Consider the following 23,376-nt stretch of genomic DNA (forward strand, 5'->3'; position numbering starts at 1 on the left):
ACCAATCCATAAATCTACACACTAAAGCCCCTATCGCTCACCAATGCTAAATATATTTGCATGATAACTGCTGTAGCTAGAACACTGCTGTAGCTTAAACATAGCGCGAAACTGTTATATCCCGCGCCGAGCACGTATCTGCACTATCTGATAGGTTAACGGTAAACCTTGGGGTACACGAAAAGATTCGGCTTTGGCCTGCATTGCCAGCCAATCTTGGCGACCACGCAGCCGCGGAGCTAAATCTGCAGCGGCGATTGCACCAGCAACTTCTCCTGCTGCTTGCGTTGTTGAGTCAATTAAACGGGTTGAGTTGGCTGAACTGATTGAATGAGCTGAATGGCTTGAGCTGAGCGATTGCACTGATGCGCCTACCCCTTTAATGGAATAGAGTAAGGTTTTGAGCGTATCAAAATGCACTGTCATAGGAATGAGCTGCACCTCTAACGACTGCCATGTATCGAGTTTAAATGCCGCTTTTAGCGACTCTAGCGTCGAAAAGTCATTCACTCTTAAGCCTAATTCGGCTAATTGATTCAAACTTCCCTGCGCTACTAGGCTCAAATGACACTCGCCATTTGGCTTAAGCACTCGCGCCATTTCGGTGACCGCAGCGGCGAAATTCCCACACCATTGCAAAGCCAGATTCGAATAAATCACATCGATGCAGCCATCGACAAAGGGTAAACACTCGGCATCGGCGCACACGCCGTAATAATCGGGATAAGATTGTTTCAGCTTGTGCAACATGCCAAGGGCGATATCCACAGCAAACACAGTCGTCTGTGGATTTTGCATCAAACTCTGCTCAGCGTGATGCTCAGAGTGATGTGCAAAATCATGCGCCGAAAAATCGGTCCCAGGGCCAGCGCCAATGTCCAACAGATGACCTTTGGCGGTAAACTCACTGAGTAAACTGGCGGCGCTCAGACGCTGTAACTGATTATGGTCTTGATAACTATGGGCCGCTGCAGAGAATCGTTCGGCAATCTGAGCGCCGTGTGTATTGGCTACTTTCTCAATTGCTCTTTTTCCCACAGCTAGTTTTGCAATCGCTTGTTTTTCAAAAGCTGGTATTACAGCAGATTCGCTCACATTCATCTCGTGAGATATTGACCCGCAAGAGCTGGGCTCACTAGATTTGAGCACGTTAGAGCTTAATTTACTCGCGTTGGGCTTGCTGGATTTAATCGGGCTTGGCATTGCAGTTAACACTCAACCATAAAAACTTAAAATTCAATAGAATAACGCGTTCTATAGCGTACATTTATCTGTGATCATCCGTAGCTTGTCGTTCAGTCACAAGCGGCACACCGATGCGACTGAGCACTTGAGCTAATTGCGCAGCACAGGCCGCGATATCTTCCACGGCATGGGCTGCCGTTAAGGTAATGCGTAAACGTGCTGAGCCCACAGGCACGGTCGGCGGGCGAATCGCGCCAACCCAAATCCCTGCAGCCCTTAGCTCCTCGGCTACTTGCAATGTTTGCCGCGCATCACCAATGACCAGCGGCTGAATCGCGGTATCTGAACCTAAAAGGGGCACATTCGCCTCAAGGCATAATCGTTTGAACAGCGTGATATTCTCATGCAGTTTTTGCTGTAACTCGGGATGTGCTGTGCAGTACTGAGCAGCGGCTAACGCTAATGCGGCATTGGCGGGCGATAAGGCGGTCGAGTAAATGTATTCACGGGCGTTACTGACTAAATAATCGATCAGCGCCTGACTCCCCAACACGGCCGCGCCTTGGCAACCTAAGGCTTTACCAAAGGTCACTACTTGCACATCGATAAGCTTGGCGGCATCTGCATTGTTATAGCCATCGAGCACCGCAAAACCATGGGCATCATCGACAATCAACCAAGTATGATGTTGGCGACAAAGCGCCGATAACTCAAAAATCGGCGCACAATCTCCGTCCATGCTAAACACGCTTTCAGTGATTAACGCCGATGTCTGATTTCGAGCGAGTAACCGCTCAGCGCTTTCTAAGGAATTGTGTAAAAAACGTTTCAGCTGCGCGCCGCTATCTTGCAAACCATCGATAATGGAGGCGTGCACTAGCTTATCGGCAACCACAATATCGTGCTGATCAAACAAGGTTTTCATCAACGCCGTATTGGCACTAAAGCCCGAGCAAAATAACAATGCAGCTTCATGCCCCGTTAAGGCGCAAAGTTCACGCTCCAGCGCCAAATGTGCGTCACAGTAACCTGTCACTAAGGGCGATGCGCCGCTGCCCACACCGTAGATTTGTGCGCCAAGGTGCAAGGCCTCAGCGAGTTCAGGTTCGCGGGATAAACCTAAATAATCATTACTACTGAAATTGACATAAGTGCGACCTTCAAACACAAAACGTGGGCTCGAAGTGGATGCGTTGGTGTTAATGGCATGATCGACACTCAGCACTTTACGTTGGCGCAGTAATCCTTGCTCACGCAAAGCATGCTGACGGGCGGCAATTTTAGTCTCAAGCAGAGAACTCATCAATTTAGCCTCAAGAGTGTGCGATTTAAGCAGATTTATCTTAGGAATAGAACACATTGAATAAACCTGTTGGCCGCAGTCAATACAGACTGCGCCGACAGGATTGATATGTTATTCAAGATATACGTCAAACAACATGAAGTCAGTGTGCTTACAAAGCCGCCGCGTCATAGAATTGTGCCGATGACTTATCTTGATAGGCCGCCGCTTTGGCTAGAACAGCACTTTCTTCTTCCAATTTTGCCGCAGCGCCCTGTTCTGGACGTAAGCCTAAACGTCGGAATAGCCCCATATCATCGCTTTCTTCTGGGTTTGGCGTGGTCAGCAATTTACAACCGTAGAAAATCGAGTTGGCGCCAGCAAAGAAACACATGGCCTGCAGTTCATCACTCATATTTTCGCGACCCGCCGATAACCGCACGCGCGAAAGCGGCATTAAAATACGTGCCACGGCAATGGTACGCACAAATTCGAGTGGATCGAGATCGTCAAGCTTCTCAAAAGGTGTGCCCGCCACTTTGACTAACATATTGATCGGCACTGAATCAGGATGCTGCGGTAAATTGGCCAGCTGTTGCAGTAAACCTGCGCGATCCGTCGCCTTTTCACCCATGCCGACAATCCCACCAGAGCAGACTTTCATGCCAGAGGCACGCACATGTGTCAGGGTATCTAAACGATTTTGATAGGTACGAGTGGTGATCACATCGCCGTAGTATTCAGGCGAAGTATCTAAATTGTGGTTGTAATAATCTAAGCCTGCGCCAGCTAAATCGTTCGCCTGCTCTTCAGAAAGCATGCCAAGCGTCATGCAGGTTTCCATGCCTAAGGCTTTGACTTCTTGTACCATTTGCTTAAGGTACGGCATGTCTTTTTCTTTCGGGTTACGCCAAGCGGCGCCCATACAGAAACGAGATGCCCCCGCGGCTTTAGCACTGCGCGCTTCGGTCAGCACAGTTTCCATTGCCAGCAAACGCTCTTTCTCTAGACCTGTGTCATAACGGGCGCTCTGCGGGCAGTATTTACAATCCTCAGGGCAAGCACCGGTTTTAATCGATAACAAGCGGCTAATTTGCACTTCATTGGGATCGTACACTTCACGGTGAATGCTGTGGGCTTTAAATAACAAATCATTCATCGGCAGCGCAAATAAGGCTTCGATTTCTTCCCGCTTCCAATCATGACGAACTTGCAACTGCGACATTGAACACCCTCTTTATTCTGTCTTTTATCTTGGCTAGGATAACCTCAGCCCTTAAACTGTCAACGCCAACCAGTGAATCCAGTTTACTAATGGCTACTTTACCACCAACTTAGTGAGCATTTATGCGCAATTTACTCGATTTTGATTTTGATAGCGCCCATATTTGGCATCCTTACACCTCAATGACCCGTTCTCTTCCTGTTTTTGGTGTACATAGCGCAAAGGGCTGCGAGCTCGAACTCGTCGATGGCCGCAAGCTGGTCGATGGCACTAGCTCATGGTGGGCCTGTGTACACGGTTATGCGCATCCCGAGATATTAACCGCGATGGAAAAACAGCTGCATCAGCTGAGCCATGTGATGTTTGGCGGCATCACCCATGAACCCGCCATTGAACTGTGTAAAAAACTTATCGCTATGACCTGCGAGCCGCTGACGAAAGTCTTTTTATGCGACTCTGGCTCTATCTCAGTCGAAGTGGCGATCAAAATGGCGCTGCAATACTGGCAAGGTCAGAGCTCGCAGGGGCAAGGCGCACATGAAGAACGGCCGCAAAAACAACGTATTCTTACCGTTAAGAAGGGTTACCACGGCGATACCTTTGCCGCTATGAGCGTGTGCGATCCCGAAGGTGGCATGCACACTATGTTTGGCGATGCGCTTACGAAACAATCCTTTGTGCCCGCGCCACAAACCGCCTTTGGCGAAACCTTACAAGCCGATGATTTAACCGCTATGCGCAGCTTTTTAAGTGCAAATCACCATGATATTGCCGCTGTGATCATAGAGCCGATCATGCAAGGTGCTGGCGGGATGCGTTTTTACAGCGCGGATTATTTAGCGGGTATTCGCGCCCTGTGCGATGAATTTGGTGTGTTGTTGATCTTAGATGAAATCGCCACAGGCTTTGGCCGCACAGGCAAGCTATTTGCCTATGAACACGCCAATATCACTCCAGATATCTTATGTTTAGGTAAAGCGCTAACGGGCGGTTACATCAGCCTAGCGGCAACGCTATGTACCGATAAAGTCGCCCAAGGAATAAGCCAATCTCCCGCTGGCGTGTTTATGCATGGGCCGACCTTTATGGGTAACCCGCTGGCCTGCGCGGCGGCGTGTGCGAGCTTAGACTTAATTAACCGCAATGAATGGCAAACGCAAGTGGCCGCTATCGAGCAGCAAATGCGCTTAGAACTTAAGGATGCGATTGATTTACCGAGTGTAAAAGACGTGCGAGTGCTTGGGGCAGTAGGCGTGTTAGAGATGCATGATCCCGTCAATACCGCTGAGCTACAGCAACAATTTGTTGATTTAGGCGTGTGGGTTCGCCCCTTCGCGAACCTTATCTATATCATGCCGCCCTATATAATTAGCCCGGCGCAATTAAGCCAACTCACAGGTGCGATGAAGCAAGTCGCGGCAGGCATTAAGGCATCATCAAGCGGTGCCGAGCCACAACTTATCAGCCACGGTTAATGCCAACAGCATAAGCATTCAACATAAGAATCCTTCAAATAGACAACACTCAGCGCACCATTCTAGGTGCGCTGGGGTTTAAACTGAGCAGCTGTGTTAAGTGACTCGGCAGTCACCTTATACCAATCACATTAAATATCTAATCAGTTCAGAGCCTCACAGGCATCTCAATCCAAGGCGCATTGACGCAGAAATGGTTATTCCCTTTTAAGTCAATGCAACACCGGAGTGCGATGCCTGTGAGGCTCCCGAAGGTCGGCTGATGTTAACGGCGTAGCAACGCGCTTTATACTGCGTTTAAGGCTTTCGACAGAGCACCACTATGCCTTCAAGCCTTCGCCTTGTCTAAAGCGCGTTGAACTCCCGCTGAATGAACAGATATTTAATACGGTTGGTATTACCCCTTTTTCAAACCTCGCATCCTCTCAATAGCTAAAAGCACTAAGGTTGCAATTGCAACATTGCTCACAATTCCTATTAAAACTCCGCAATTTAGCCGATTAATTTAATCCATCAACTGGAAATTTTACCAAAGCCAGCAATGCTTATATCGCTAACTTTACCCCACACATCTTTCGCCAATATCCGCCAACAAATTGAGCTGAGGAATGGCTTAAATAGCTACACCAAGACATGGAGATCATATGTTCAAACTCGCTGACATAGCCGTCAATCGCAAACTCGCATTACAGCTCATTATCGCCCTCGCAGGCGCCTTAATTTTACTCGTTATTTCTGTTACCGCTTTAAAGCACAATCTGATGGCGGAGCGTGAGGCACGGCTTAATGCCGTATTGTCCCTCGCCAGCAGCCGCATTCAGGCGTTATCCCAATCACTGCCCTTAGAGCAAGCACAGCAAGCCGCCAAGGACATGTTGAACGACATGCGCTTTGATAATGATAACTACTTGTTTGTGATTGATGAATCGAGGCGCGTCATCGTCCACCCCATCAAAAGAGAATTAGTTGGCCAACAAATGGGCAATCAAGGCGAAGAAAACTACTGGTACAAAATGGTCGAACTCGGCCGTGATGGCAAACAAGGCTTAGTCGAATACCGCTGGACGACAGCTAACGGTAAATCGGCGCAAAAAATGTCACTGGTAATGGGATTTAAACCTTGGGGCTGGATCTTTGGCTCAGGCATGTTGCTCCAAGATATCGAAGCCACCATTTGGCATGAATACCTCACCATGGGTGGTATTACATTTGTCATTATTGTGCTTATGGCTTGGCTAGGTTATGCCATTAGTCACTCTATCACTCGGCCACTGGATGATGTAAATCAGGCGATGCTCGCCATCACAAAAGGGGATTTAACCACGCAATTAAAGGTCTATGGTAAAGACGAGCTTGGCACCTTAGCCCATAACATCAACCAAAGTATTGGCTCGATTCGTAGCACCTTACTGGAAGCAAGTCATAGCGCTGATAATGTTGCCCAGGCCTCGGCTCGTATCGCCTCAACCGCGGAGGAAACCAATCAAGCGGTGAATAATCAGCGGGATCAGCTTGCCCAGCTCGCCACTGCCATGAATGAAATGAGCGCAACTATCGCCGATGTGGCGAATAATGCGGAGAGCACGGCCAAAGATACCAAAGAAGCCACATGGGAAGCAGGCCTTGGCGACCAAGATGTCCACGCCAGTGTGGACGGAATCCATGCCCTCGCCAAAGAAGTGGAGCAAGCGACGGATCAAGTGAACATGCTTAAAGAGGAAGTCATGCAGATCAGCGAAGTGACCTCAGTGATCAGCGCAATTTCAGATCAAACTAACTTACTCGCACTGAATGCCGCCATTGAAGCCGCCCGCGCAGGTGAGCAAGGACGAGGGTTTGCAGTGGTCGCCGATGAAGTGAGACAACTCGCCAGTCGCACCAGACAATCAACCGAAGAAATTCAGAACACGATTTCATTATTGCAACAACGGGCTGTGAGCGCCGCTAAGGCAATGGATGCAAGCCGTGCACTGGCAGAAAACAGTGTAAGTCAATCGGCAAAAGCGGGAAGTGATTTATCGCTTATCGTAGCTCACATCAAACATGTGAGTGACATGGCGACCCATATCGCTACCGCCGCAGAAGAACAAAGTGTGGTCGCTGAAGACATGAACAGAAACGTGTGCGGGATTAATAACTCAGCGCTCGAAGTTTCTGAATCGGCAACCTATCTCGCCCAAGAAAGTGAAAGTTTGGCGGAGTTATCACTGAATTTAAACGGCAAACTCGCCGTTTTCAAACTCTGATCATTCACTTGATTAGGGATGAACTAAAGAACGATGACAAACCTTTAGCCAACCAAACTTTTAGCCCTGTGTTTAGTCCAGATAGTCCGCATAGCAACTGCGCGGGTTATCTAGACTTTCGATTAACGTACCGACTCCACTAAACTCATGTTTCTAATCTGATTTGACTAAGCTGTTCAGACTAAGCTCATTTCACTAAGCTAGAAATCAATGCACGCAGCGCGGCAGGTTTTATCATTTTCGCCATATAGTGATAGCCGCGGCGCTGCACATCTTCAACCAGCTCTTTGCGGGTATTGGCGGTGATCAAAATACCGGGTAAGTCTTTGCCATACAGGGCACGAATACCGTCCATCGCATCAACGCCATTTTGGCCATCATCTAAGTGATAATCGGCGAGCACAATATCGGGCGCGACGCCTTTCAGCCCCAGCTTAATGCGTGCATCGGATAAATCTTTGGCGCAAATAACCTCACATTGCCAACGACTTAATAGACTTTCTAAGCCAGCCAGAATCGCCTCTTCGTTATCGATACACAGCACTTTGATACCCGATAACGGCTGCAGCAGCGATGGCAACGCCTTCACTTGCGGCTGACGTACAGTCTCCCCGAGCGGCACACAAATGGAGAATACCGAGCCGCGCCCTAAATGGGACGAGACTTGAATACCGTGTTCCAGCACTTTACTGATGCGATCGGCAATGGCTAAACCTAAGCCTAATCCGCTGACATTGTTGCTCTTAGGATTATTCAGCCGTTTGAATTCTTTGAAAATCTCTTGGGTTTCTTTTTCATCGATACCACAACCCGTGTCCAATACTTGGATCTCAAGGTAATGACCGCGATGGCGACAACCAAACAAGACTCTGCCGCCACGGGCGTAACGGTAGGCATTGGTTAAAAAATTTTGTAAGACACGCCGTAATAGCGAAGGATCAGAATTAACAGTCGCACTGCATGGGATCATCTTAAAACGGATTTGGTTGTCCGCCGCCATCGCTTCAAATTCAACGGATAAACCGTTGATTAGTTCAGAAATAGCAAAGTCACGACGATTAACATCTACCATGCCAGAATCGAGTTTAGAGATATCCAGCAGATCGGTAAGCAACTCGCCGGCGATCTTAAGCGAGCTGTTCACATGGGATAAGGTGGTTCTGGCCTCGCGATCGAGATTAGGATACTGAGATAAAGATGCGGTAAACAACCGCGCAGCATTAAGCGGCTGCATTAAATCATGGCCAACAGCGGCCAAGAAGCGACTTTTAGAGGCGTTGGCGATTTCTTCCTGCGCCTTAGCTTCCAGTAACTCACTGTTCAACATGGCTAATTCATAGGTACGCTCGTTAACGCGACTTTCTAAGGTTTCATTGGCCTCGAGCAGTGCGCGCTCCTGCTCGCGATACTGAGTAATATCGGTAAAGGTCATCACAAAGCCACCGTCTGGCATGGGATTACCTTGAATTTTAATCACTTTACCGTCTCTGCGATGGCGCTCAGAAGTGTGTGGCGTGCCATTACGCATATGCTGTACCCGCTGGGCGACCTGCTGTTCAATTTCCCCTTCACCGCAATAACCCCGCGACGCATTAAAACGGATCACTTCGCTGATGGGCATACCCTGCTGCAAGAATCCATCGGGATATTGGTACAACTCCACATACTTATAATTCCAAGCCACGAGATTGAGATCATTATCTATCACGCTCATGCCTTCATAGGCATGCTCAATCGCGCCGCGCAGCATGTCTTGGCTGAGCATAATTTTCGATGACGCTTCATCCACTAGACTGAACACTTCATCCAGCGCCAAATCACGCCCTTGCAGCACAGAATCCATCACCAGCGCTGCGCTTGAGGCGCCAAGTACGCCCGCTAATAAACGTTCTGTGTGGAAAATCAGCTCAGGCGGCGCTGCTTTATGCCAGCTATCACTTTTTACCGCATCAATCGAAAAACGGCTAAAGCTTTCATAGGCGCGTGTTGGGCTGACGAATCGACTGGCGAGAATGAGTAAGTCCTGCTGTGAAATCGGGCCATTTTTCTTATTGGCACTGTTCTTCAATTTGCCAGGGCTCACAAAAGCACTGGCCTGAATACGCTCAGCCACACCCGCCCTAAACCAAATCGATCCCAAAATATAACAGGCGATATTGGCAAAAAGTGCCGTCAGAGCATCACGCACATTGGGCGTTATCGAATCTAGCAAGCCTATCTCACCCGTGACTCCCGATACTAACGCTGATGAACTTTGCACATCTGTCATGCCCTGCAACATAATGTAAAACCACAACGTAAAGCCCACGCCGAGCCCTAAAAATACCCCAGCACGATTACCGTGCTTCCAATAAAGTCCGCCCACTAAGGCAGGCGCTAACTGAGCAAAAGCGCCAAAGGACAACATGCCGAGATGGGATAAGGAATCACTGTCCGCTAAGGCCAGATAACTGCCATAACCTAAGCCAAGAATGATCACGATCGCCAAACGGCGGGCATTGAGTAGTAGCTGCGAGAACTGACTGAAGTTTTTCTCGCGGATATGGCCCGTCCGCAGCATCACGGGCACTAGCCATTCGTTACTCACCATCACACTAATGGTCACCACAGCCACTATCACCATGCCGGTTGCCGCCGAAAGTGTGCCCAGCAGCGCAATCACAGCCAGCAAAGGTTGGTCTAAGGCGAGTGGCAAATTAATCACATAGGTATCGGCCGACACTGAATCGCCGAGGATGATCTTCCCAGCTAATGCGAGCGGTCCAACGAATAAACCAAAAAGTGCTAAATAGATGGGAAATAACCAACGTCCCTTTGACAACACTGACTCATCGGCGCATTCCACCACCATCACATGGAACTGCCTTGGCATACACAAAAACGCCGCCATTCCGACGAGTAACTCAGGCATTAAAGCTTCGATACGAGGATTAGGATAATTGATCAACGACTGCGCATTCGCCTGCTGCCAAATATCCCCAAAACCATCGAACACCCCAAAACTAATGACGACGCCGACCAATAAAAATGCGGCGAGTTTCACCAGAGACTCAAAGGCAATCGCGAGCATCATGCCGGGATTATGCTCGGTGGCATCGAGTTTGCGGGTACCAAATAAAATGGCAAATATGGCTAATAAAGACGTGATCAGTAACGGAATCGTCACGCCATCGAGGGGATCGTCCGCGGGTTGAAACAGGTTAAGGCTGAACACCATCGCCTTAAGCTGCAGGGCGATATAGGGCATGATGCCAAACAAGGCTATTAAGGTGACTAAGGCGGCTAAGGTTTGGGATTTGCCGTATCGGGCGGCAATAAAGTCGGCCACTGAGGTGATATTTTGTGCCTTAGACACTAATACCATCTTGCGTAACATGCCAAAACCTAAGGTGAAAATCAGAATGGGGCCGATAAAAATGGGTAAAAAAGACCAGAGATCCTTAGCCGATTGACCAACTGTGCCTAAAAAACTCCACGAAGAGCAGTAAACCGCTAAGCTCAGGCCATAAATACCGACCTGTAGCTTTTTGGTGATCCGGCTAAACCAACGCTCCGCCCCCCACGCTAATAGGAATAAAAGCGAGACATAACAGACGGCAATAACGGCGACGACTAAGGTTAAATTCATACTTTGCTCTTTTTTCTGATTATTGTGCGATAAAACCTGTCTAAAATCTAGCCGGATTTTTAATGCAACAGACTAAATATAAAGGAAAATTTAAAACTAGACCAAGGTCTAATGGAGTTGCCGCCCCCTTGCATACCATACTCAGTCCACGCAATTTTTCAAAAGGGAAGCCCTATGAGCTCGCAGTCTCTCTACAAAGTCTCCGGCAATATCGCTGCCAATGCACTTGTAAACAACGATAAATATAAAACAATGTACCAAGAGTCGATTGTCAATCCTGAAGGTTTTTGGAGAGAACACGGCAAGCGTATTGATTGGATAAAACCCTATACTAAAATAAAAAAAACCTCTTTTGATGATCATAACTTATCGATCAACTGGTTTTACGACGGCACCCTAAATGCTTCTGCCAACTGTTTAGATCGTCACTTAGCCGAGCACAGTGATCGCGTGGCGATTATTTGGGAAGGCGACAACGCCAGCGAACAACGTAAAATCACCTACGGTGAATTACATGCAGAGGTGTGTAAATTCGCTAACGCATTACGCAGCCAAGGCGTGCGCCGTGGTGACATAGTCACGATTTACATGCCTATGGTGCCAGAAGCCGCAGTGGCTATGCTCGCCTGTGCCCGTATCGGCGCTGTGCACTCTGTGGTCTTCGGTGGTTTCTCACCGGATTCTATCGCCTCTCGCGTAATTGACGGCAAATCAAAAGTCATTATTACCTCAGATGAAGGTATGCGCGGTGGCCGTGCTATCCCATTGAAACGCAACATCGATGATGCCTTGAAAAACCCTGATGTCACTACCGTTGAAAAAGTTATCGTGCTTAAACGCACGGGCGGCAAAGTGGATTGGGTAGAAGGCCGAGATGTGTGGTGGCATTCACTGATGGAAACTGCATCTGAATACTGTCAACCAGAGGAAATGGACGCCGAAGCGCCGTTATTCCTGCTGTATACCTCAGGTTCAACCGGTAATCCCAAGGGCGTATTGCACACCACTGGTGGCTACATGGTTTATGCGTCTATGACCCATGAATATGTGTTCGACTACAAAGCGGGCGAAGTGTACTGGTGTACCGCCGATGTGGGTTGGATCACAGGCCACTCTTATATGGTTTACGGCCCACTCGCCAATGGTGCGACTGTGCTCATCCATGAAGGTGTACCGAATCATCCAAGCCCTGCCCGTTTAGGCGAAATGATTGACCGCCATAAAGTGAGCATTCTTTACACAGCGCCAACCTTAATTCGCGCGCTGATGGCCGAAGGTAAACATCACTTCGATAAGTTCGATGGCAGCAGCTTGAGGATCATGGGCTCAGTAGGCGAACCCATCAACCCAGAAGCATGGCGTTGGTACCATGAGGTCATAGGTCATGAACATTGCCCTATCGTCGATACTTGGTGGCAAACTGAAACTGGCGGTATTTTGATCACGCCGCTACCAGGTGCGACCGATACTAAACCAGGCTCAGCGACCCGTCCGTTCTTTGGCGTTCAACCCGCCTTAGTGGATAACATGGGGAATATTTTAGAAGGTGAGAACGAAGGTAACTTAGTGTTACTCGACTCTTGGCCGGGCCAAATGCGGACTGTCTATGGCGACCACGAACGATTTGTATTGACCTACTTTAAAACCTTCCGTGGCATGTATTTTACCGGTGACGGTGCCCGCCGCGATGAAGATGGTTACTACTGGATCACTGGCCGCGTCGATGACGTAATCAACGTATCCGGCCACAGATTAGGTACTGCAGAGGTCGAAAGTGCGCTGGTATCACATGAGCTGGTTGCAGAAGCTGCAGTAGTTGGCTACCCACATGATATTAAAGGCCAAGGTATTTATGCGTATGTCACGCTAACCCGCGGCACTGAAGAAACCGAAGAGCTACGACAAGAGCTGCGTCAATGGGTCCGTAAAGAAATTGGTGCGCTGGCAACTCCAGATCTCATCCAATGGGCGACGGGCTTACCTAAGACACGTTCGGGCAAGATCATGCGCCGCTTCCTGCGTAAGATTGCCGCTAACGAAGTGACCAATTTAGGGGATGCATCAACCTTGGCCGATCCAGCTGTGATCGAAACCTTGATTGAATCACGCTTGAATCGTACTGAGTAATATCCGAGTTACGAACAATGTCCACAACGCTTAGTCTATGCCCAATAGGCTAAGCGTAACCTGAACCTCCCTTTTTAAACCTCAGGTTAAAAGTGAACCCTGTTGAGAGAGTGTGTGATTGCTCCTTTCTCTAGCTTGCCCCTCCAACCAGGGGCATTTTTTTTGCCTGTTATGTTAAGCTTGCGACCTCACTTTTATTCAGCATAGATTTTTTATCAGCGTGTCAGTCAAACTCAGAGACTATCAACAGCAAGCGGTTAATGCCGCCATCGCCCATTTTAGGCAAAGCCAAGCTTCCGCCGTACTCGTATTGCCCACAGGCGCCGGCAAAAGCATAGTGATCGCCGAATTGGCGCGCATCGCCAAAGGCAGGGTCTTAGTGCTCACCCACGTGAAAGAATTAGTCGCGCAAAATGCTGAGAAAGTCGGCCTACTCACGGCACAAGCCAGTATCTATGCGGCGGGACTCAATCAAAAAGCCACTGACGGAAAAACCGTCGTCGCCAGCATTCAATCGGCGGCGCGGGGGTTAACCCAGTTCGATCAGCCGTTCTCATTAGTGATTATTGATGAATGCCACAGAGTCAGCCTTGAGAAAACCAGCCAGTATCAACAAGTACTCAATCATTTACGCACGAAAAATCCCCAATTAAGATTGCTCGGCCTCACCGCCACGCCCTATCGCCTTGGCACTGGCTGGATTTACCAGCAGCACTATCACGGCAAAGTGGGGTCTCCCGAACATGCTGTGTTCGAACATTGTGTGTTCGAGCTGCCCATCAGGCCACTCATTAAACAAGGTTACCTCACAGCGCCAACCCTGTTTGATGGCTTAAGTGCCCAGTACGATTTCAGCCAACTGAAAGCCAACGAGAATGGTGAATATGCCGAAGCCGAGGTTAACGATTTACTGGGGCATTACGGCCGCGCGACCACCGCGATAGTGAAACAGCTCATTGAACTGGGCCAACATAGAAAAGGCATAATCATCTTCGCGGCAACGGTGCGCCACGCCAATGAGATTTTTGGCCTACTCAACCAAGCTCATGCTGCACAGAGCGCCATTATCACGGCACAAACGCACGACAATGAACGAGATGCGACGATTGAACGCTTTAAAGCCCAAGAGCTTAAGTTTTTGGTCAACGTGGCTGTGTTGACGACAGGCTTCGACGCGCCCCATGTGGATTTGATTGCAATTTTGCGCCCTACCGCCTCAGTCAGTCTGTTTCAACAAATGATCGGCCGTGGATTGCGAATCGCTGAAGGTAAAAAAGATTGTCTTATCATCGACTACGCTGCCAATGGTTATGACTTGTATTTTCCTGAGGTTGGCCAAGCGAAACCCAACAGTAAATCGGTACCCGTGCAAGTGCATTGCCCTGTGTGCGATTTTGCCAATATATTCTGGGGACTCACGGACGACGATGGCGACATTATCGAACACTTTGGTCGCCGTTGTCAGGGCATTGTCGAACAGCAAGGTAAAAAGCTGCAGTGCGACTTTCGATTTAGATCAAAATCTTGCCCTGATTGCGGTGAAGAGAACGATATCGCCGCGCGCATTTGCCAGCACTGCCAATCGACCCTCATCGATCCCGATAAACGCCTGCGTCAAGTGCTCAGCCAGCAGCACCATCATTTGTTCCGCTGCCAGCATATGAGCCTCATCGACGAAGACGGCAATCTAAAAGTGCAATACCTCGATATCGACGGCAATGAATTCAATCGCCGCTTTAAATTGCAAACGCCGGCCCAGTGGCGAGCCCTATATGCCTTATTCATCTTTCCCCATAGCCGAACGCCGGGATTAAAACCAAAAAAGTACACTAAGGTGACAGAGTTAATCAGCGACGCGGATAAATTCCGCATGCCCGATCTCTTGCTACTGAAGAAACATAAAAAAGGCTGGGATCTGCTCGAAAGCTATTTTGATTATCAAGGCCGCTATCAAACTGAAAATAAACGCGGCTGACATTATCAATTCACTTAGGCCTATGGTATAAAACGACTAAAGTAATCCTAAGGAGCTATTATGTTCGTTGTTATTTTTGGCCGTCCAGGCTGTCCTTATTGCGTTCGTGCTGTGCAATTATCTGAGCAACTCGTTGAAAAACGTGATGACTTTAAGTTCAGATATGTCGATATCCACGCAGAAGGCATCTCTAAAGCAGATTTAGAGAAAACTGTCGGTAAGCCAGTTGAAACCGTACCGCAGATTTTTGTCGATGAAAAACACGTTGGTGGCTGCACGGATTTCGAACAATATGTTCGCGAAAACAATCTATTAGATTAAGCGCTACACATATGTGACTCGCTTAATGCAAAAGGAGACCTAAGGTCTCCTTTTTAGTTTTTATCGCAAGCAAGTAAGATTAGAGCACATACTTAGCCGAGAACATGATGCGGCTCAAATCACCATCATCGCCATTTTCTTTACTGTTCTTGGCGTACATATACTCGACCCCAAAGGTCAGCGGTTTGCTTGGCGAGTAAAGTAAGTTGATATAGCCAGAATAAGCATCCTTATTCACGCCTGAACCTGTTAGAGCCACATCGTTATCCGCTTGCATGCCTGACAAGGTTACACTGCTGCGCCACTGCTCATTCCACCAATGACGATAAGACACAAATCCACCGAAAGTACGAATCGACTCAATATCACCGTTGGCATCCAGCACACCCGCATTAATGTAATTGAGTGCCATATAACGACCTAAGCCTTCACCATAGGTGGCCGTAAAGCGAAGATCATCTTTGCCGACCGGAATAATGCCCGCCACACTGGCGCCATATCCTAGGGCAGAGCTATCAATCTGAGTCGCACCTATCTTAGTTTCTAAATTCAACTGACGGGCAATACCCGCAAAAGAGAACGCCGCGCCGCCTTCCGTTTTGAGGTTATACCGCGCGATAACATCGGGGATTACCCCGCTACCACTGGTAATGCGGGCACCGCCTTGATTTGGCGTGACTGTGGTTTCAGGATTTTCGATCGCGAATTGGAAATTACCTTGGGTATAGCGCAATAGCGTTTGGCGGGCGAACGGGGTGCCATCGGCTGCACCAACAAAATCGAGATTCTCAGGTAACGCCGCAGCATTTTGGAAGGTGGTCCACGTTTGACCTACGGTCCAATTGTCATAGGAGACAAATGCATGGCGAATACGAGGCGAATAGCTGTTGGAAGTGCGTTCATTGCCATCGGTGTGGGTCATAAAATCGAGTTCAATAAAGCCAGAAAGTTTATGACCATCAACATCGGTCGTCGCTTTGAAATTAAAACGCGTTTCGCGAGCTTGAAAATCCACGACTTGATTGCCATTACCCTCTTTTCCATAAATAGTACCAGGAACATAAAACTGCCTAGAGAGATCCCCCGAATCCGGTGCGCCATTGCCATAATCACTGAACATAATGTCAGCTTTGATATAACCGCCAAACTCAACATCCGTATCTTTTAGTGATGCCGCATTGGCCGAACTTGCTAATGCCAATAATATTGCACTACCCATCAAGCTTAGTTTTGCTTGTTTCATTTTTTGTCTTTCCCCAATTGTTATTATTTATCCGCAACCAATATGGACAAATTAACAAGTGAGAAACATTAGCAATAGGTCTATGAGACAAAAGTAGAAAATATCATGATAAATAATATGTTAGAAAAATATTTGAAACGAAATAAGTAAAACGAAGGTATTAAATCTAGTACTGGAAATTGAAGTTTAACTTGGAAAATTCAGTTGGTGACTTGAGAGAGATAAAGCGGGGTAAAAAGTGGTGGGTCGTGAAGGATTCGAACCTTCGACCAATTGGTTAAAAGCCAACTGCTCTACCGACTGAGCTAACGACCCATCTTGGTATTGCGATATAACTGTTCACTTATTTATTGCATTTATCATGCTGAAAATAAGTGGTGGGTCGTGAAGGATTCGAACCTTCGACCAATTGGTTAAAAGCCAACTGCTCTACCGACTGAGCTAACGACCCATCTGGTGTTGCACTGATTTATTCACTTTCAGTAAAGTGGTGGGTCGTGAAGGATTCGAACCTTCGACCAATTGGTTAAAAGCCAACTGCTCTACCGACTGAGCTAACGACCCATCTGGTGTTGCGCTGAATTATGCACTTTCAGTAAAGTGGTGTCTCGTGAAGGATTAGAACCATTCGACTGATTGGTTAAAAGCCAACTGCCCTAGCTTTATAAAAAAAGCGACTGAGCTAACGACCCATCTAGATATTGCGATAAAACTACTCACTTATTTTAAGCATTCACAATGCCAATAATAAGTGGTGGGTCGTGAAGGATTCGAACCTTCGACCAATTGGTTAAAAGCCAACTGCTCTACCGACTGAGCTAACGACCCATCTTGGTATTGCGGTATAACTGTCCACTTATTTATTGCATTTATCATGCTGAAAATAAGTGGTGGGTCGTGAAGGATTCGAACCTTCGACCAATTGGTTAAAAGCCAACTGCTCTACCGACTGAGCTAACGACCCATCTAGGTACTGCGATAAAACTGTTCACTTATCCTGGCATTAACGAAGCGAGTGATAAGTGGTGGGTCGTGAAGGATTCGAACCTTCGACCAATTGGTTAAAAGCCAACTGCTCTACCGACTGAGCTAACGACCCATTGAACTACTGCCTATCTCGCTAAATACCACTAACTTATTCTATTTATTAGAGTAAGTGGTGGGTCGTGAAGGATTCGAACCTTCGACCAATTGGTTAAAAGCCAACTGCTCTACCGACTGAGCTAACGACCCATTTACTGGTATTTTACGCCCCGAACGACCTCGCCGCTCTGAGGGCGCCTATAATACCTTTTTCATCTTCTCATGCAAGCGCAAATTCCCAATTTTTTGTCGTTTGCATGAAAAACAGACTAAGAGTATGTTTTTTGGTTAATTACGCTTTAATTGCAGCCAGTTGCTGCTGTGCAATGCGTGCTGCTGCGCTGTTTGCGTAATCTTTGACGACTTGTTGGTAGTATTGCGTCGCCCCAGCCTTGTCACCGGTTTTCTCGGCGATCATGCCAAGCTTCACTAAACTGTCACCGCGTTTATTAGAATCACTAAAACGGTCAACCACAGTTTTGAAGGCTTGTTTGGCTTCTGCAAACTCGCTCTTATTAAATAACAGCTGTCCTAACCAATAGTTAGCATTCGCGGCATACACAGAATCTGGATATTGTTTGATAAAAGCACGGAAGGCAGGAATCGCATCATCATACTTACGCTCTTTCAAGACTAAGTTAACCGCACTCTCATAGCTTGCTGTTTCACTTAAACTACTTGAAGCAGCATTCGTCGCGGCGACTGAGGGTGTGGATGTCGCGGCTGCGGCTGCTGGAGCGGCAGATGCCTTTGAGGATAAATTAGCAAGTTCATCATATAACTGACGCTGACGCTGTTGCATCTGCTCAATCTGATAATTCTGTTGTTCGGTTAAACCACGTAAATCGAGTACTTCCTGCTGCAGTGTATCAAGACGGCGCTGCATTTCGAGCTCGCTTTGTTGTCTTGATTTTACAATACGTTCTATGCGAGCAAGTCTGTCATCACCCGAACCACCAGCAATATCTTCCACAGGAGCAGGTGCTGCAACAGCAGCACCTGCACCAAGGAACATTGCCGTAATTAAGACGGCACGTTTCATTGTGTTACTCTCCGAGATTCAATCTTAGTAAACTAAAACTGCACGACGGTTTTTGCCAAAACCTTCATCAGTGCGAGAAAAATCAAGTGGTTTTTCTTCGCCATAGCTGACTATGCTCATTTGGCTTGGCTGTACGCCCATACCTTGTAGGTATTTAGCAACGGCTTTAGCACGACGCTCGCCCAGAGCAATGTTGTACTCAGGCGTGCCACGCTCATCCGCATGACCTTCAATCAGTACGCGCACACTTGGGTGCTCAACTAAGTAAGTGCCATGGGCTTCTAATATTGCGGCGAAATCAGTTTGAACTTCACTGCGGTCAAAGTCGAAGTAAATGATGTGTTGCTTTCTTAAGTCTTCTAACTGCTGGCGTTGTTGCTCTTCAGCAGACAACATTGCGCCTACACCACCAGTTTGAATGCCACCACCATTCAGCTCACTACCTGAACCGTTTGTTGAGCCCATTGCATCAGTTTCTGATTCTGAAGTTGAGCTACATGCACTAAGAGCCATAATTGGAAGTGCTACCAACATAGCTTTTAACAACTTATTCAGATCCATTACGTGTTCCTTATAAAATTAAATGTGATTAAATCAAGGTATAACATTAGAGAAACGGTGACCAAGAAGGTGATTTCACCTCACCTTGACCTGCCGGTAATCTTGCTTTAAAACGTCCATCCGTAGAAACAGCTGCTAATACTTGCTTGCCTTGGTATGTAGTGCCATAGATCACCATAGTACCATTAGGGGCCACACTTGGAGATTCATCCAAACGTGTCGATGTCAGCACCTGCATAAAACGCGTACTTAAATCCATACGCGCAATATTAAATTTACCGTTCGTGCGATTAACAAAAATCATACTGCGCCCATCAGGGGTAATTGAACCACCGAGGTTCCATTCACCTTCAAAGGTCTCGCGACTGACTTTACCTGAGCTCAACTCTACGCGATAAATCTGTGGTCTACCACCGCGCTCTGATGTAAAAATCAGCGACTTTCCATCAGGATACCATGATGGCTCAGTATCGATAGCATAGTGATTGGTAATACGCTTAATCGCTTTAGTTGCAATATCTATGATGTAAATTTCAGGCTGACCGTCTTTAGATAAAGTCACAGCCAAAGATTTACCATCGGGTGAGAACGCCGGCGCACCGTTAATACCAGGGAAAGAGCTCACTTTAGTGCGCACTTGGGTATAAAGGTCTTGCACGAAGATCTCCGCTTTTTTGTTTTCAAAGCTTACGTACGCTAGACGACGACCATCGGGTGACCAAGTCGGTGACATCAACGGCTCTGGCGAGCGCAGTAACATTTGTTCATTGACGCCATCATAATCAGCAACCATCAATTGATATGGGGCTTTTTGAGTATGATTGACCACAACATAGGAGATCCGCGTTAAGAATGCGCCGCGAATACCGGTTAACTTTTCATAGACGATATCGCTGATCCTGTGTCCATATTGGCGAAATTGCGCCGCTGAAATCACAGTTTGACGGCTGTCCATCAAAAATTCTGTTGCACTAACTGGGCCTTTCAACGCTTGGTTTTGGGCTTTGACTAAATCGATTAAATCAAAGCTCACCAAATATTGATCGGTACCATAAGGTTTAACGGTCCCTAGCACTAACGCTTCGGCGCCAACACTTGACCAAGAATTAGCTTGAAACTGTGCCACAGTGCCAATATTACGCTGAGGCAGTCCAAGTTCGTCTAAAGGTTTAAACGTACCGCTACGTACTAAGTCTGACATCACTACATCCGCAATTGCTTGCGGCGCGGCGCCAGGACCTTGCCAAACAAAAGGCATCACAGCGATAGGACGCGCAGCGTCAACACCTTCTGTGATCACAATATCCAATGCCGCTTTTGCGGGGGTGGTGCAAAGCAGAACCGCCAATGCTAACCATTTTGCCAATATTTTCATGGGACTCCTTTAATTAAAACGTTGGTTCAACGATTAAGTTAATTTCTTTCATCAAGTTATAAACCGCAGGGTCCGGAGACACTGGCAATTTACCCGCCTTCAAAATCGCTGCTTTTGCTGCACGACAAACATTTGGATCACCGCCTTTAGTCTGACTGCTGATCACAAAACCATCATTTGCTAATCGTACAGAGACAGTACAAGTCTTGCCACGCATAGATTCATCCACCACCAAATTTCGTTGGATAGTCGATTTAATCATTGCCTGATACTTACCCACTTCACTCTGCATCTGCTTATTCATGGTTTGCGACAACGCCGCCTGCTCCGCCGCTAATGCATCAGCCATTTCTTGCTCCTGCTGAGCTCGGGCTTTGGCTTCAGCATCGGCTTTGGCCTTAGCATCCGCTTTAGCTTTAGCATCCGCTTTGGCCTTAGCTTCGGCTTTCGCTTCTGCATCAGCCTTGGCTTTTTCAGCTTTGGCCTTAGCTTCCGCCTCCTTCTGCTTACGATCGGTCTCGGCTTTTGCTGCTGCGGCTTCTTCCACTTTGCGTTTTTCCGCAGCTTTCTGCGCGGCATCTTCAGCGACTTTACGCTCCTGCTCTTTCAGCTTACGGTCGGCTTCGGCTTTAACTGCCTTTTCCTTTTCCTGCTGCTGTTTTACTTGAGCGAGCTTGGCCGCTTCGTTGGCCTTTTGGGTTTCAATTTCCTGCTGCTTACGTTCTTGCTCTAACTGTTTAATCTGAGCTTGTTCACGTTCGCGCGCTTGCTTCGCTTCTTGCGCTTTGCGCTCAAGCTCGGCTTGACGTTCTTGCTCACGGCGCTCTGCATCACGCTTTTCTTGCTTAAGTTTCTCAACTTGATTAGCGACTTTTTGCTGATCAACCATCACGGCTTTAACCGCTGGCGCACTAACTTGTTGCATAGGATCAGGTTTGTGAGAAAAATCTATCCCCAACGCCAGAATAATTATCACGCCAATATGAATACCCGCTGAAATTGACAGAGGTAATGTTACATCTGACTTATCTGCCACCTATTTCTCCTTGGGTGAATCCGTCATCAAACCGACTGATGGCACGCCAGCACCTTGCAAGGTCACCATCAACTGAATCACTTTATCGTAAGGAATATTTCTATCGGCCTTAACCACCACTGGACGCTCAGGCTCTGTCACCATAAGCGCAGCAACTTCCGTCGCGAGCTCTTCCAAGTCCATCGGTACGTTGGTCGAACCGCCTTTATTCAGATAATAATCACCGTCACCGTCAATCGAAGCCACCACAGGTGGCTTACTGTCAGCAGGTAAAACTTCCGCTGCCCCTTGAGGCAGCTCCACTTTTACCCCTTGGGTGACTATGGGCGCTGTTACCATAAAAATAATTAACAGCACGAGCATCACGTCGATATAGGGCACCACGTTGATTTCGGCAACGGGGCGACGACGTTTGCGCTGATAAGCTGGTTGCATTATGCCCCTTCCTTCTCACTGTATGCTTGGCGATGCAAAATGCTGGAGAACTCTTCCATAAAGTTTGCGTAGGCCATTTCCAATTTATCGACTTGAGTCGAGAAACGGTTGTACGCAATAACCGCAGGGATTGCAGCAAATAGACCCATAGCCGTTGCAATCAAGGCTTCAGCAATACCGGGGGCAACCATAGCTAAGGTCGCGTTTTCCATCGAACCAATGGCGATAAATGAATTCATAATCCCCCATACCGTACCAAATAAACCGATATAAGGGCTAGTCGAGCCAATGGTCGCTAATAAGGGTAAGTTAGCTTCTAACTTTTCCATTTCGCGAGAAAGTGTCACACGCATAGCACGTGATGTACCGTCCATCACGGCATCGGGCACTTTGCTATTTAATTTATTCAGGCGTGAATATTCCTTAAAGCCAGTCACAAATAATGACTCTAAACCGCTATTATCTGGACGAGTCGATAATTCTTTATATAAACGGTTTAAATCAACGCCTGACCAAAATTTGTCTTCAAACTTCGCCGATTTACTTTTTGCGGATGTCAGTAAGCTACGGCGTTGTAAAATCACCGTCCAAGACATCACTGACAAGCAAAGTAAGGTGAACATAACAAATTTCACTAATAAACTGGCTTGTAAAAATAACCCAACAATCGACATATCAGCTTGCACTGTCAAACTCCTGCACAATATTTAAGGGAATAGCTCGGGGACGCATTCGTGACAGCGCAACACAAACAACCAGCACTGTGCCTTCACAATAACAGTCTCCCTGTTTATCGACCAAGCGTTGATGAAAGATCAACGAGGCCTTTTTCAACTCTATGACCTTAGTTTCAACAATAAGGTTCTGTTCAAAACGTGCCGCTTTGCGAAAATCTAATTCCGCACGCTTTACCACAAAGGCGGTATCGTCGGCTAAAAGCGCAGTCTGACTCACGCCAAGGGCTTTTAGCCACTCGGTTCTCGCCCGCTCAAAAAAGTTGAGATAGTTCGAATGATAGACAACGCCGCCAGCGTCGGTGTCTTCGTAATAGACTGAAATAGGCCAATGAAACATCATTTGAAAATAAGCAAATTTTGGTTGAAAAATTGACGCTTACTATACCTAGGGAAACAAGAC

Annotated in this window: 17 protein-coding genes and 7 tRNA genes; 5 read left to right on the plus strand and 19 right to left on the minus strand. The window is 47.5% G+C overall.

Annotated elements, in window-relative coordinates; all coding sequences use genetic code 11:
- Positions 1 to 114: 114 nt before the first annotated feature.
- The 3 genes from Q4Q50_RS07205 to bioB form a co-directional block, all read right to left on the minus strand.
- Positions 115 to 1,203: a methyltransferase domain-containing protein gene (locus Q4Q50_RS07205; RefSeq protein WP_311898914.1), complete on the minus strand. Its 1,089-nt coding sequence runs from the start codon at positions 1,201 to 1,203 to the stop codon at positions 115 to 117.
- Positions 1,204 to 1,267: 64 nt separating this feature from the next.
- Positions 1,268 to 2,488 carry an aminotransferase class I/II-fold pyridoxal phosphate-dependent enzyme gene (locus tag Q4Q50_RS07210; protein ID WP_311898915.1) on the minus strand — a complete coding sequence of 407 codons (1,221 nt, stop codon included), beginning with the start codon at positions 2,486 to 2,488 and terminating at the stop codon, positions 1,268 to 1,270.
- 151 nt (positions 2,489 to 2,639) lie between these two features.
- Positions 2,640 to 3,692, minus strand: coding sequence for a biotin synthase BioB (gene bioB, locus Q4Q50_RS07215; protein ID WP_220592702.1), 1,053 nt, complete (start codon positions 3,690 to 3,692; stop codon positions 2,640 to 2,642).
- A gap of 122 nt (positions 3,693 to 3,814) precedes the next feature.
- Between bioB and bioA the strand changes: the two genes are divergently transcribed.
- Positions 3,815 to 5,167 carry an adenosylmethionine--8-amino-7-oxononanoate transaminase gene (bioA, locus tag Q4Q50_RS07220; protein WP_311898916.1) on the plus strand — a complete coding sequence of 451 codons (1,353 nt, stop codon included), beginning with the start codon at positions 3,815 to 3,817 and terminating at the stop codon, positions 5,165 to 5,167.
- A gap of 644 nt (positions 5,168 to 5,811) precedes the next feature.
- Entirely contained in the window at positions 5,812 to 7,413 is a 1,602-nt protein-coding gene (locus Q4Q50_RS07225; RefSeq protein WP_311898917.1) for a methyl-accepting chemotaxis protein, read from the plus strand.
- A 187-nt stretch (positions 7,414 to 7,600) separates the two neighbouring features.
- Here Q4Q50_RS07225 and Q4Q50_RS07230 read toward each other — a convergent pair whose 3' ends face one another.
- The gene (locus Q4Q50_RS07230) at positions 7,601 to 11,041 is read right to left on the minus strand and encodes a hybrid sensor histidine kinase/response regulator (protein ID WP_311898918.1); all 3,441 of its coding nucleotides are present in this window, start codon (positions 11,039 to 11,041) and stop codon (positions 7,601 to 7,603) included.
- Between the two features lie 174 nt (positions 11,042 to 11,215).
- Between Q4Q50_RS07230 and acs the strand changes: the two genes are divergently transcribed.
- The 3 genes from acs to Q4Q50_RS07245 all read left to right on the plus strand — a co-directional run bounded on the left by acs (position 11,216) and on the right by Q4Q50_RS07245 (position 15,464).
- Positions 11,216 to 13,168, plus strand: coding sequence for an acetate--CoA ligase (gene acs / locus Q4Q50_RS07235; RefSeq protein WP_311898919.1), 1,953 nt, complete (start codon positions 11,216 to 11,218; stop codon positions 13,166 to 13,168).
- Positions 13,169 to 13,388: 220 nt separating this feature from the next.
- The gene (gene radD / locus Q4Q50_RS07240; RefSeq protein WP_311898920.1) at positions 13,389 to 15,143 is read left to right on the plus strand and encodes a DNA repair helicase RadD; all 1,755 of its coding nucleotides are present in this window, start codon (positions 13,389 to 13,391) and stop codon (positions 15,141 to 15,143) included.
- A 60-nt stretch (positions 15,144 to 15,203) separates the two neighbouring features.
- Positions 15,204 to 15,464 carry a GrxA family glutaredoxin gene (locus tag Q4Q50_RS07245; protein ID WP_006081259.1) on the plus strand — a complete coding sequence of 87 codons (261 nt, stop codon included), beginning with the start codon at positions 15,204 to 15,206 and terminating at the stop codon, positions 15,462 to 15,464.
- Between the two features lie 79 nt (positions 15,465 to 15,543).
- On the opposite strand, the gene Q4Q50_RS07250 is transcribed toward Q4Q50_RS07245, so the two are convergent.
- The 15 genes from Q4Q50_RS07250 to ybgC all read right to left on the minus strand — a co-directional run bounded on the left by Q4Q50_RS07250 (position 15,544) and on the right by ybgC (position 23,316).
- Positions 15,544 to 16,707 carry a DcaP family trimeric outer membrane transporter gene (locus Q4Q50_RS07250; RefSeq protein ID WP_311898921.1) on the minus strand — a complete coding sequence of 388 codons (1,164 nt, stop codon included), beginning with the start codon at positions 16,705 to 16,707 and terminating at the stop codon, positions 15,544 to 15,546.
- 239 nt (positions 16,708 to 16,946) lie between these two features.
- A tRNA-Lys gene (locus Q4Q50_RS07255) sits at positions 16,947 to 17,022 on the minus strand.
- A 60-nt stretch (positions 17,023 to 17,082) separates the two neighbouring features.
- A tRNA-Lys gene (locus tag Q4Q50_RS07260) sits at positions 17,083 to 17,158 on the minus strand.
- 37 nt (positions 17,159 to 17,195) lie between these two features.
- Positions 17,196 to 17,271, minus strand: a tRNA-Lys gene (locus Q4Q50_RS07265).
- Between the two features lie 188 nt (positions 17,272 to 17,459).
- A tRNA-Lys gene (locus Q4Q50_RS07270) sits at positions 17,460 to 17,535 on the minus strand.
- Between the two features lie 60 nt (positions 17,536 to 17,595).
- Positions 17,596 to 17,671: transfer RNA gene (locus tag Q4Q50_RS07275), tRNA-Lys, on the minus strand.
- A 59-nt stretch (positions 17,672 to 17,730) separates the two neighbouring features.
- Positions 17,731 to 17,806: transfer RNA gene (locus Q4Q50_RS07280), tRNA-Lys, on the minus strand.
- Between the two features lie 58 nt (positions 17,807 to 17,864).
- Positions 17,865 to 17,940 (minus strand) — tRNA-Lys (locus Q4Q50_RS07285).
- Between the two features lie 142 nt (positions 17,941 to 18,082).
- Positions 18,083 to 18,832, minus strand: a complete 750-nt coding sequence (ybgF, locus tag Q4Q50_RS07290) for a tol-pal system protein YbgF (RefSeq protein ID WP_106650236.1) — start codon at positions 18,830 to 18,832, stop codon at positions 18,083 to 18,085.
- A gap of 24 nt (positions 18,833 to 18,856) precedes the next feature.
- Positions 18,857 to 19,393, minus strand: a complete 537-nt coding sequence (gene pal / locus Q4Q50_RS07295) for a peptidoglycan-associated lipoprotein Pal (RefSeq protein WP_220592695.1) — start codon at positions 19,391 to 19,393, stop codon at positions 18,857 to 18,859.
- A 46-nt stretch (positions 19,394 to 19,439) separates the two neighbouring features.
- A complete protein-coding gene (gene tolB / locus Q4Q50_RS07300; RefSeq protein WP_006081255.1) occupies positions 19,440 to 20,768 on the minus strand; it encodes a Tol-Pal system beta propeller repeat protein TolB in 1,329 nt (442 codons plus the stop codon).
- A 13-nt stretch (positions 20,769 to 20,781) separates the two neighbouring features.
- Positions 20,782 to 21,804 carry a cell envelope integrity protein TolA gene (gene tolA / locus Q4Q50_RS07305; RefSeq protein ID WP_311898922.1) on the minus strand — a complete coding sequence of 341 codons (1,023 nt, stop codon included), beginning with the start codon at positions 21,802 to 21,804 and terminating at the stop codon, positions 20,782 to 20,784.
- Positions 21,805 to 22,239, minus strand: coding sequence for a protein TolR (tolR, locus tag Q4Q50_RS07310; RefSeq protein ID WP_006081253.1), 435 nt, complete (start codon positions 22,237 to 22,239; stop codon positions 21,805 to 21,807).
- Positions 22,239 to 22,925 (minus strand): protein TolQ, encoded by a 687-nt coding sequence (gene tolQ / locus Q4Q50_RS07315; RefSeq protein ID WP_006081252.1) that lies wholly within the window; start codon positions 22,923 to 22,925, stop codon positions 22,239 to 22,241. The genes tolR and tolQ overlap by 1 nt, the downstream gene beginning before the upstream one ends.
- Complete coding sequence (ybgC, locus tag Q4Q50_RS07320) at positions 22,915 to 23,316, minus strand: tol-pal system-associated acyl-CoA thioesterase (RefSeq protein ID WP_006081251.1); 402 nt, start codon at positions 23,314 to 23,316, stop codon at positions 22,915 to 22,917. Before ybgC ends, tolQ begins: the two co-directional genes overlap by 11 nt.
- Positions 23,317 to 23,376: the final 60 nt, after the last annotated feature.

Source organism: Shewanella scandinavica (assembly GCF_031932065.1).
Taxonomy (GTDB): Bacteria; Pseudomonadota; Gammaproteobacteria; order Enterobacterales; family Shewanellaceae; genus Shewanella; species Shewanella baltica.

Coding starts and splice junctions, on each gene's coding strand:
- Q4Q50_RS07250 (WP_311898921.1), bottom strand. CDS start 16,707: ATGAAACAAGCAAAACTAAGCTTGATGGGTAGTGCAATATTATTGGCA.
- ybgC (WP_006081251.1), bottom strand. CDS start 23,316: ATGATGTTTCATTGGCCTATTTCAGTCTATTACGAAGACACCGACGCT.
- ybgF (WP_106650236.1), bottom strand. CDS start 18,832: ATGAAACGTGCCGTCTTAATTACGGCAATGTTCCTTGGTGCAGGTGCT.
- Q4Q50_RS07245 (WP_006081259.1), top strand. CDS start 15,204: ATGTTCGTTGTTATTTTTGGCCGTCCAGGCTGTCCTTATTGCGTTCGT.
- bioA (WP_311898916.1), top strand. CDS start 3,815: ATGCGCAATTTACTCGATTTTGATTTTGATAGCGCCCATATTTGGCAT.
- bioB (WP_220592702.1), bottom strand. CDS start 3,692: ATGTCGCAGTTGCAAGTTCGTCATGATTGGAAGCGGGAAGAAATCGAA.
- Q4Q50_RS07205 (WP_311898914.1), bottom strand. CDS start 1,203: ATGCCAAGCCCGATTAAATCCAGCAAGCCCAACGCGAGTAAATTAAGC.
- acs (WP_311898919.1), top strand. CDS start 11,216: ATGAGCTCGCAGTCTCTCTACAAAGTCTCCGGCAATATCGCTGCCAAT.
- Q4Q50_RS07225 (WP_311898917.1), top strand. CDS start 5,812: ATGTTCAAACTCGCTGACATAGCCGTCAATCGCAAACTCGCATTACAG.
- tolB (WP_006081255.1), bottom strand. CDS start 20,768: ATGAAAATATTGGCAAAATGGTTAGCATTGGCGGTTCTGCTTTGCACC.
- tolR (WP_006081253.1), bottom strand. CDS start 22,239: ATGCAACCAGCTTATCAGCGCAAACGTCGTCGCCCCGTTGCCGAAATC.
- pal (WP_220592695.1), bottom strand. CDS start 19,393: ATGGATCTGAATAAGTTGTTAAAAGCTATGTTGGTAGCACTTCCAATT.
- Q4Q50_RS07230 (WP_311898918.1), bottom strand. CDS start 11,041: ATGAATTTAACCTTAGTCGTCGCCGTTATTGCCGTCTGTTATGTCTCG.
- Q4Q50_RS07210 (WP_311898915.1), bottom strand. CDS start 2,488: ATGAGTTCTCTGCTTGAGACTAAAATTGCCGCCCGTCAGCATGCTTTG.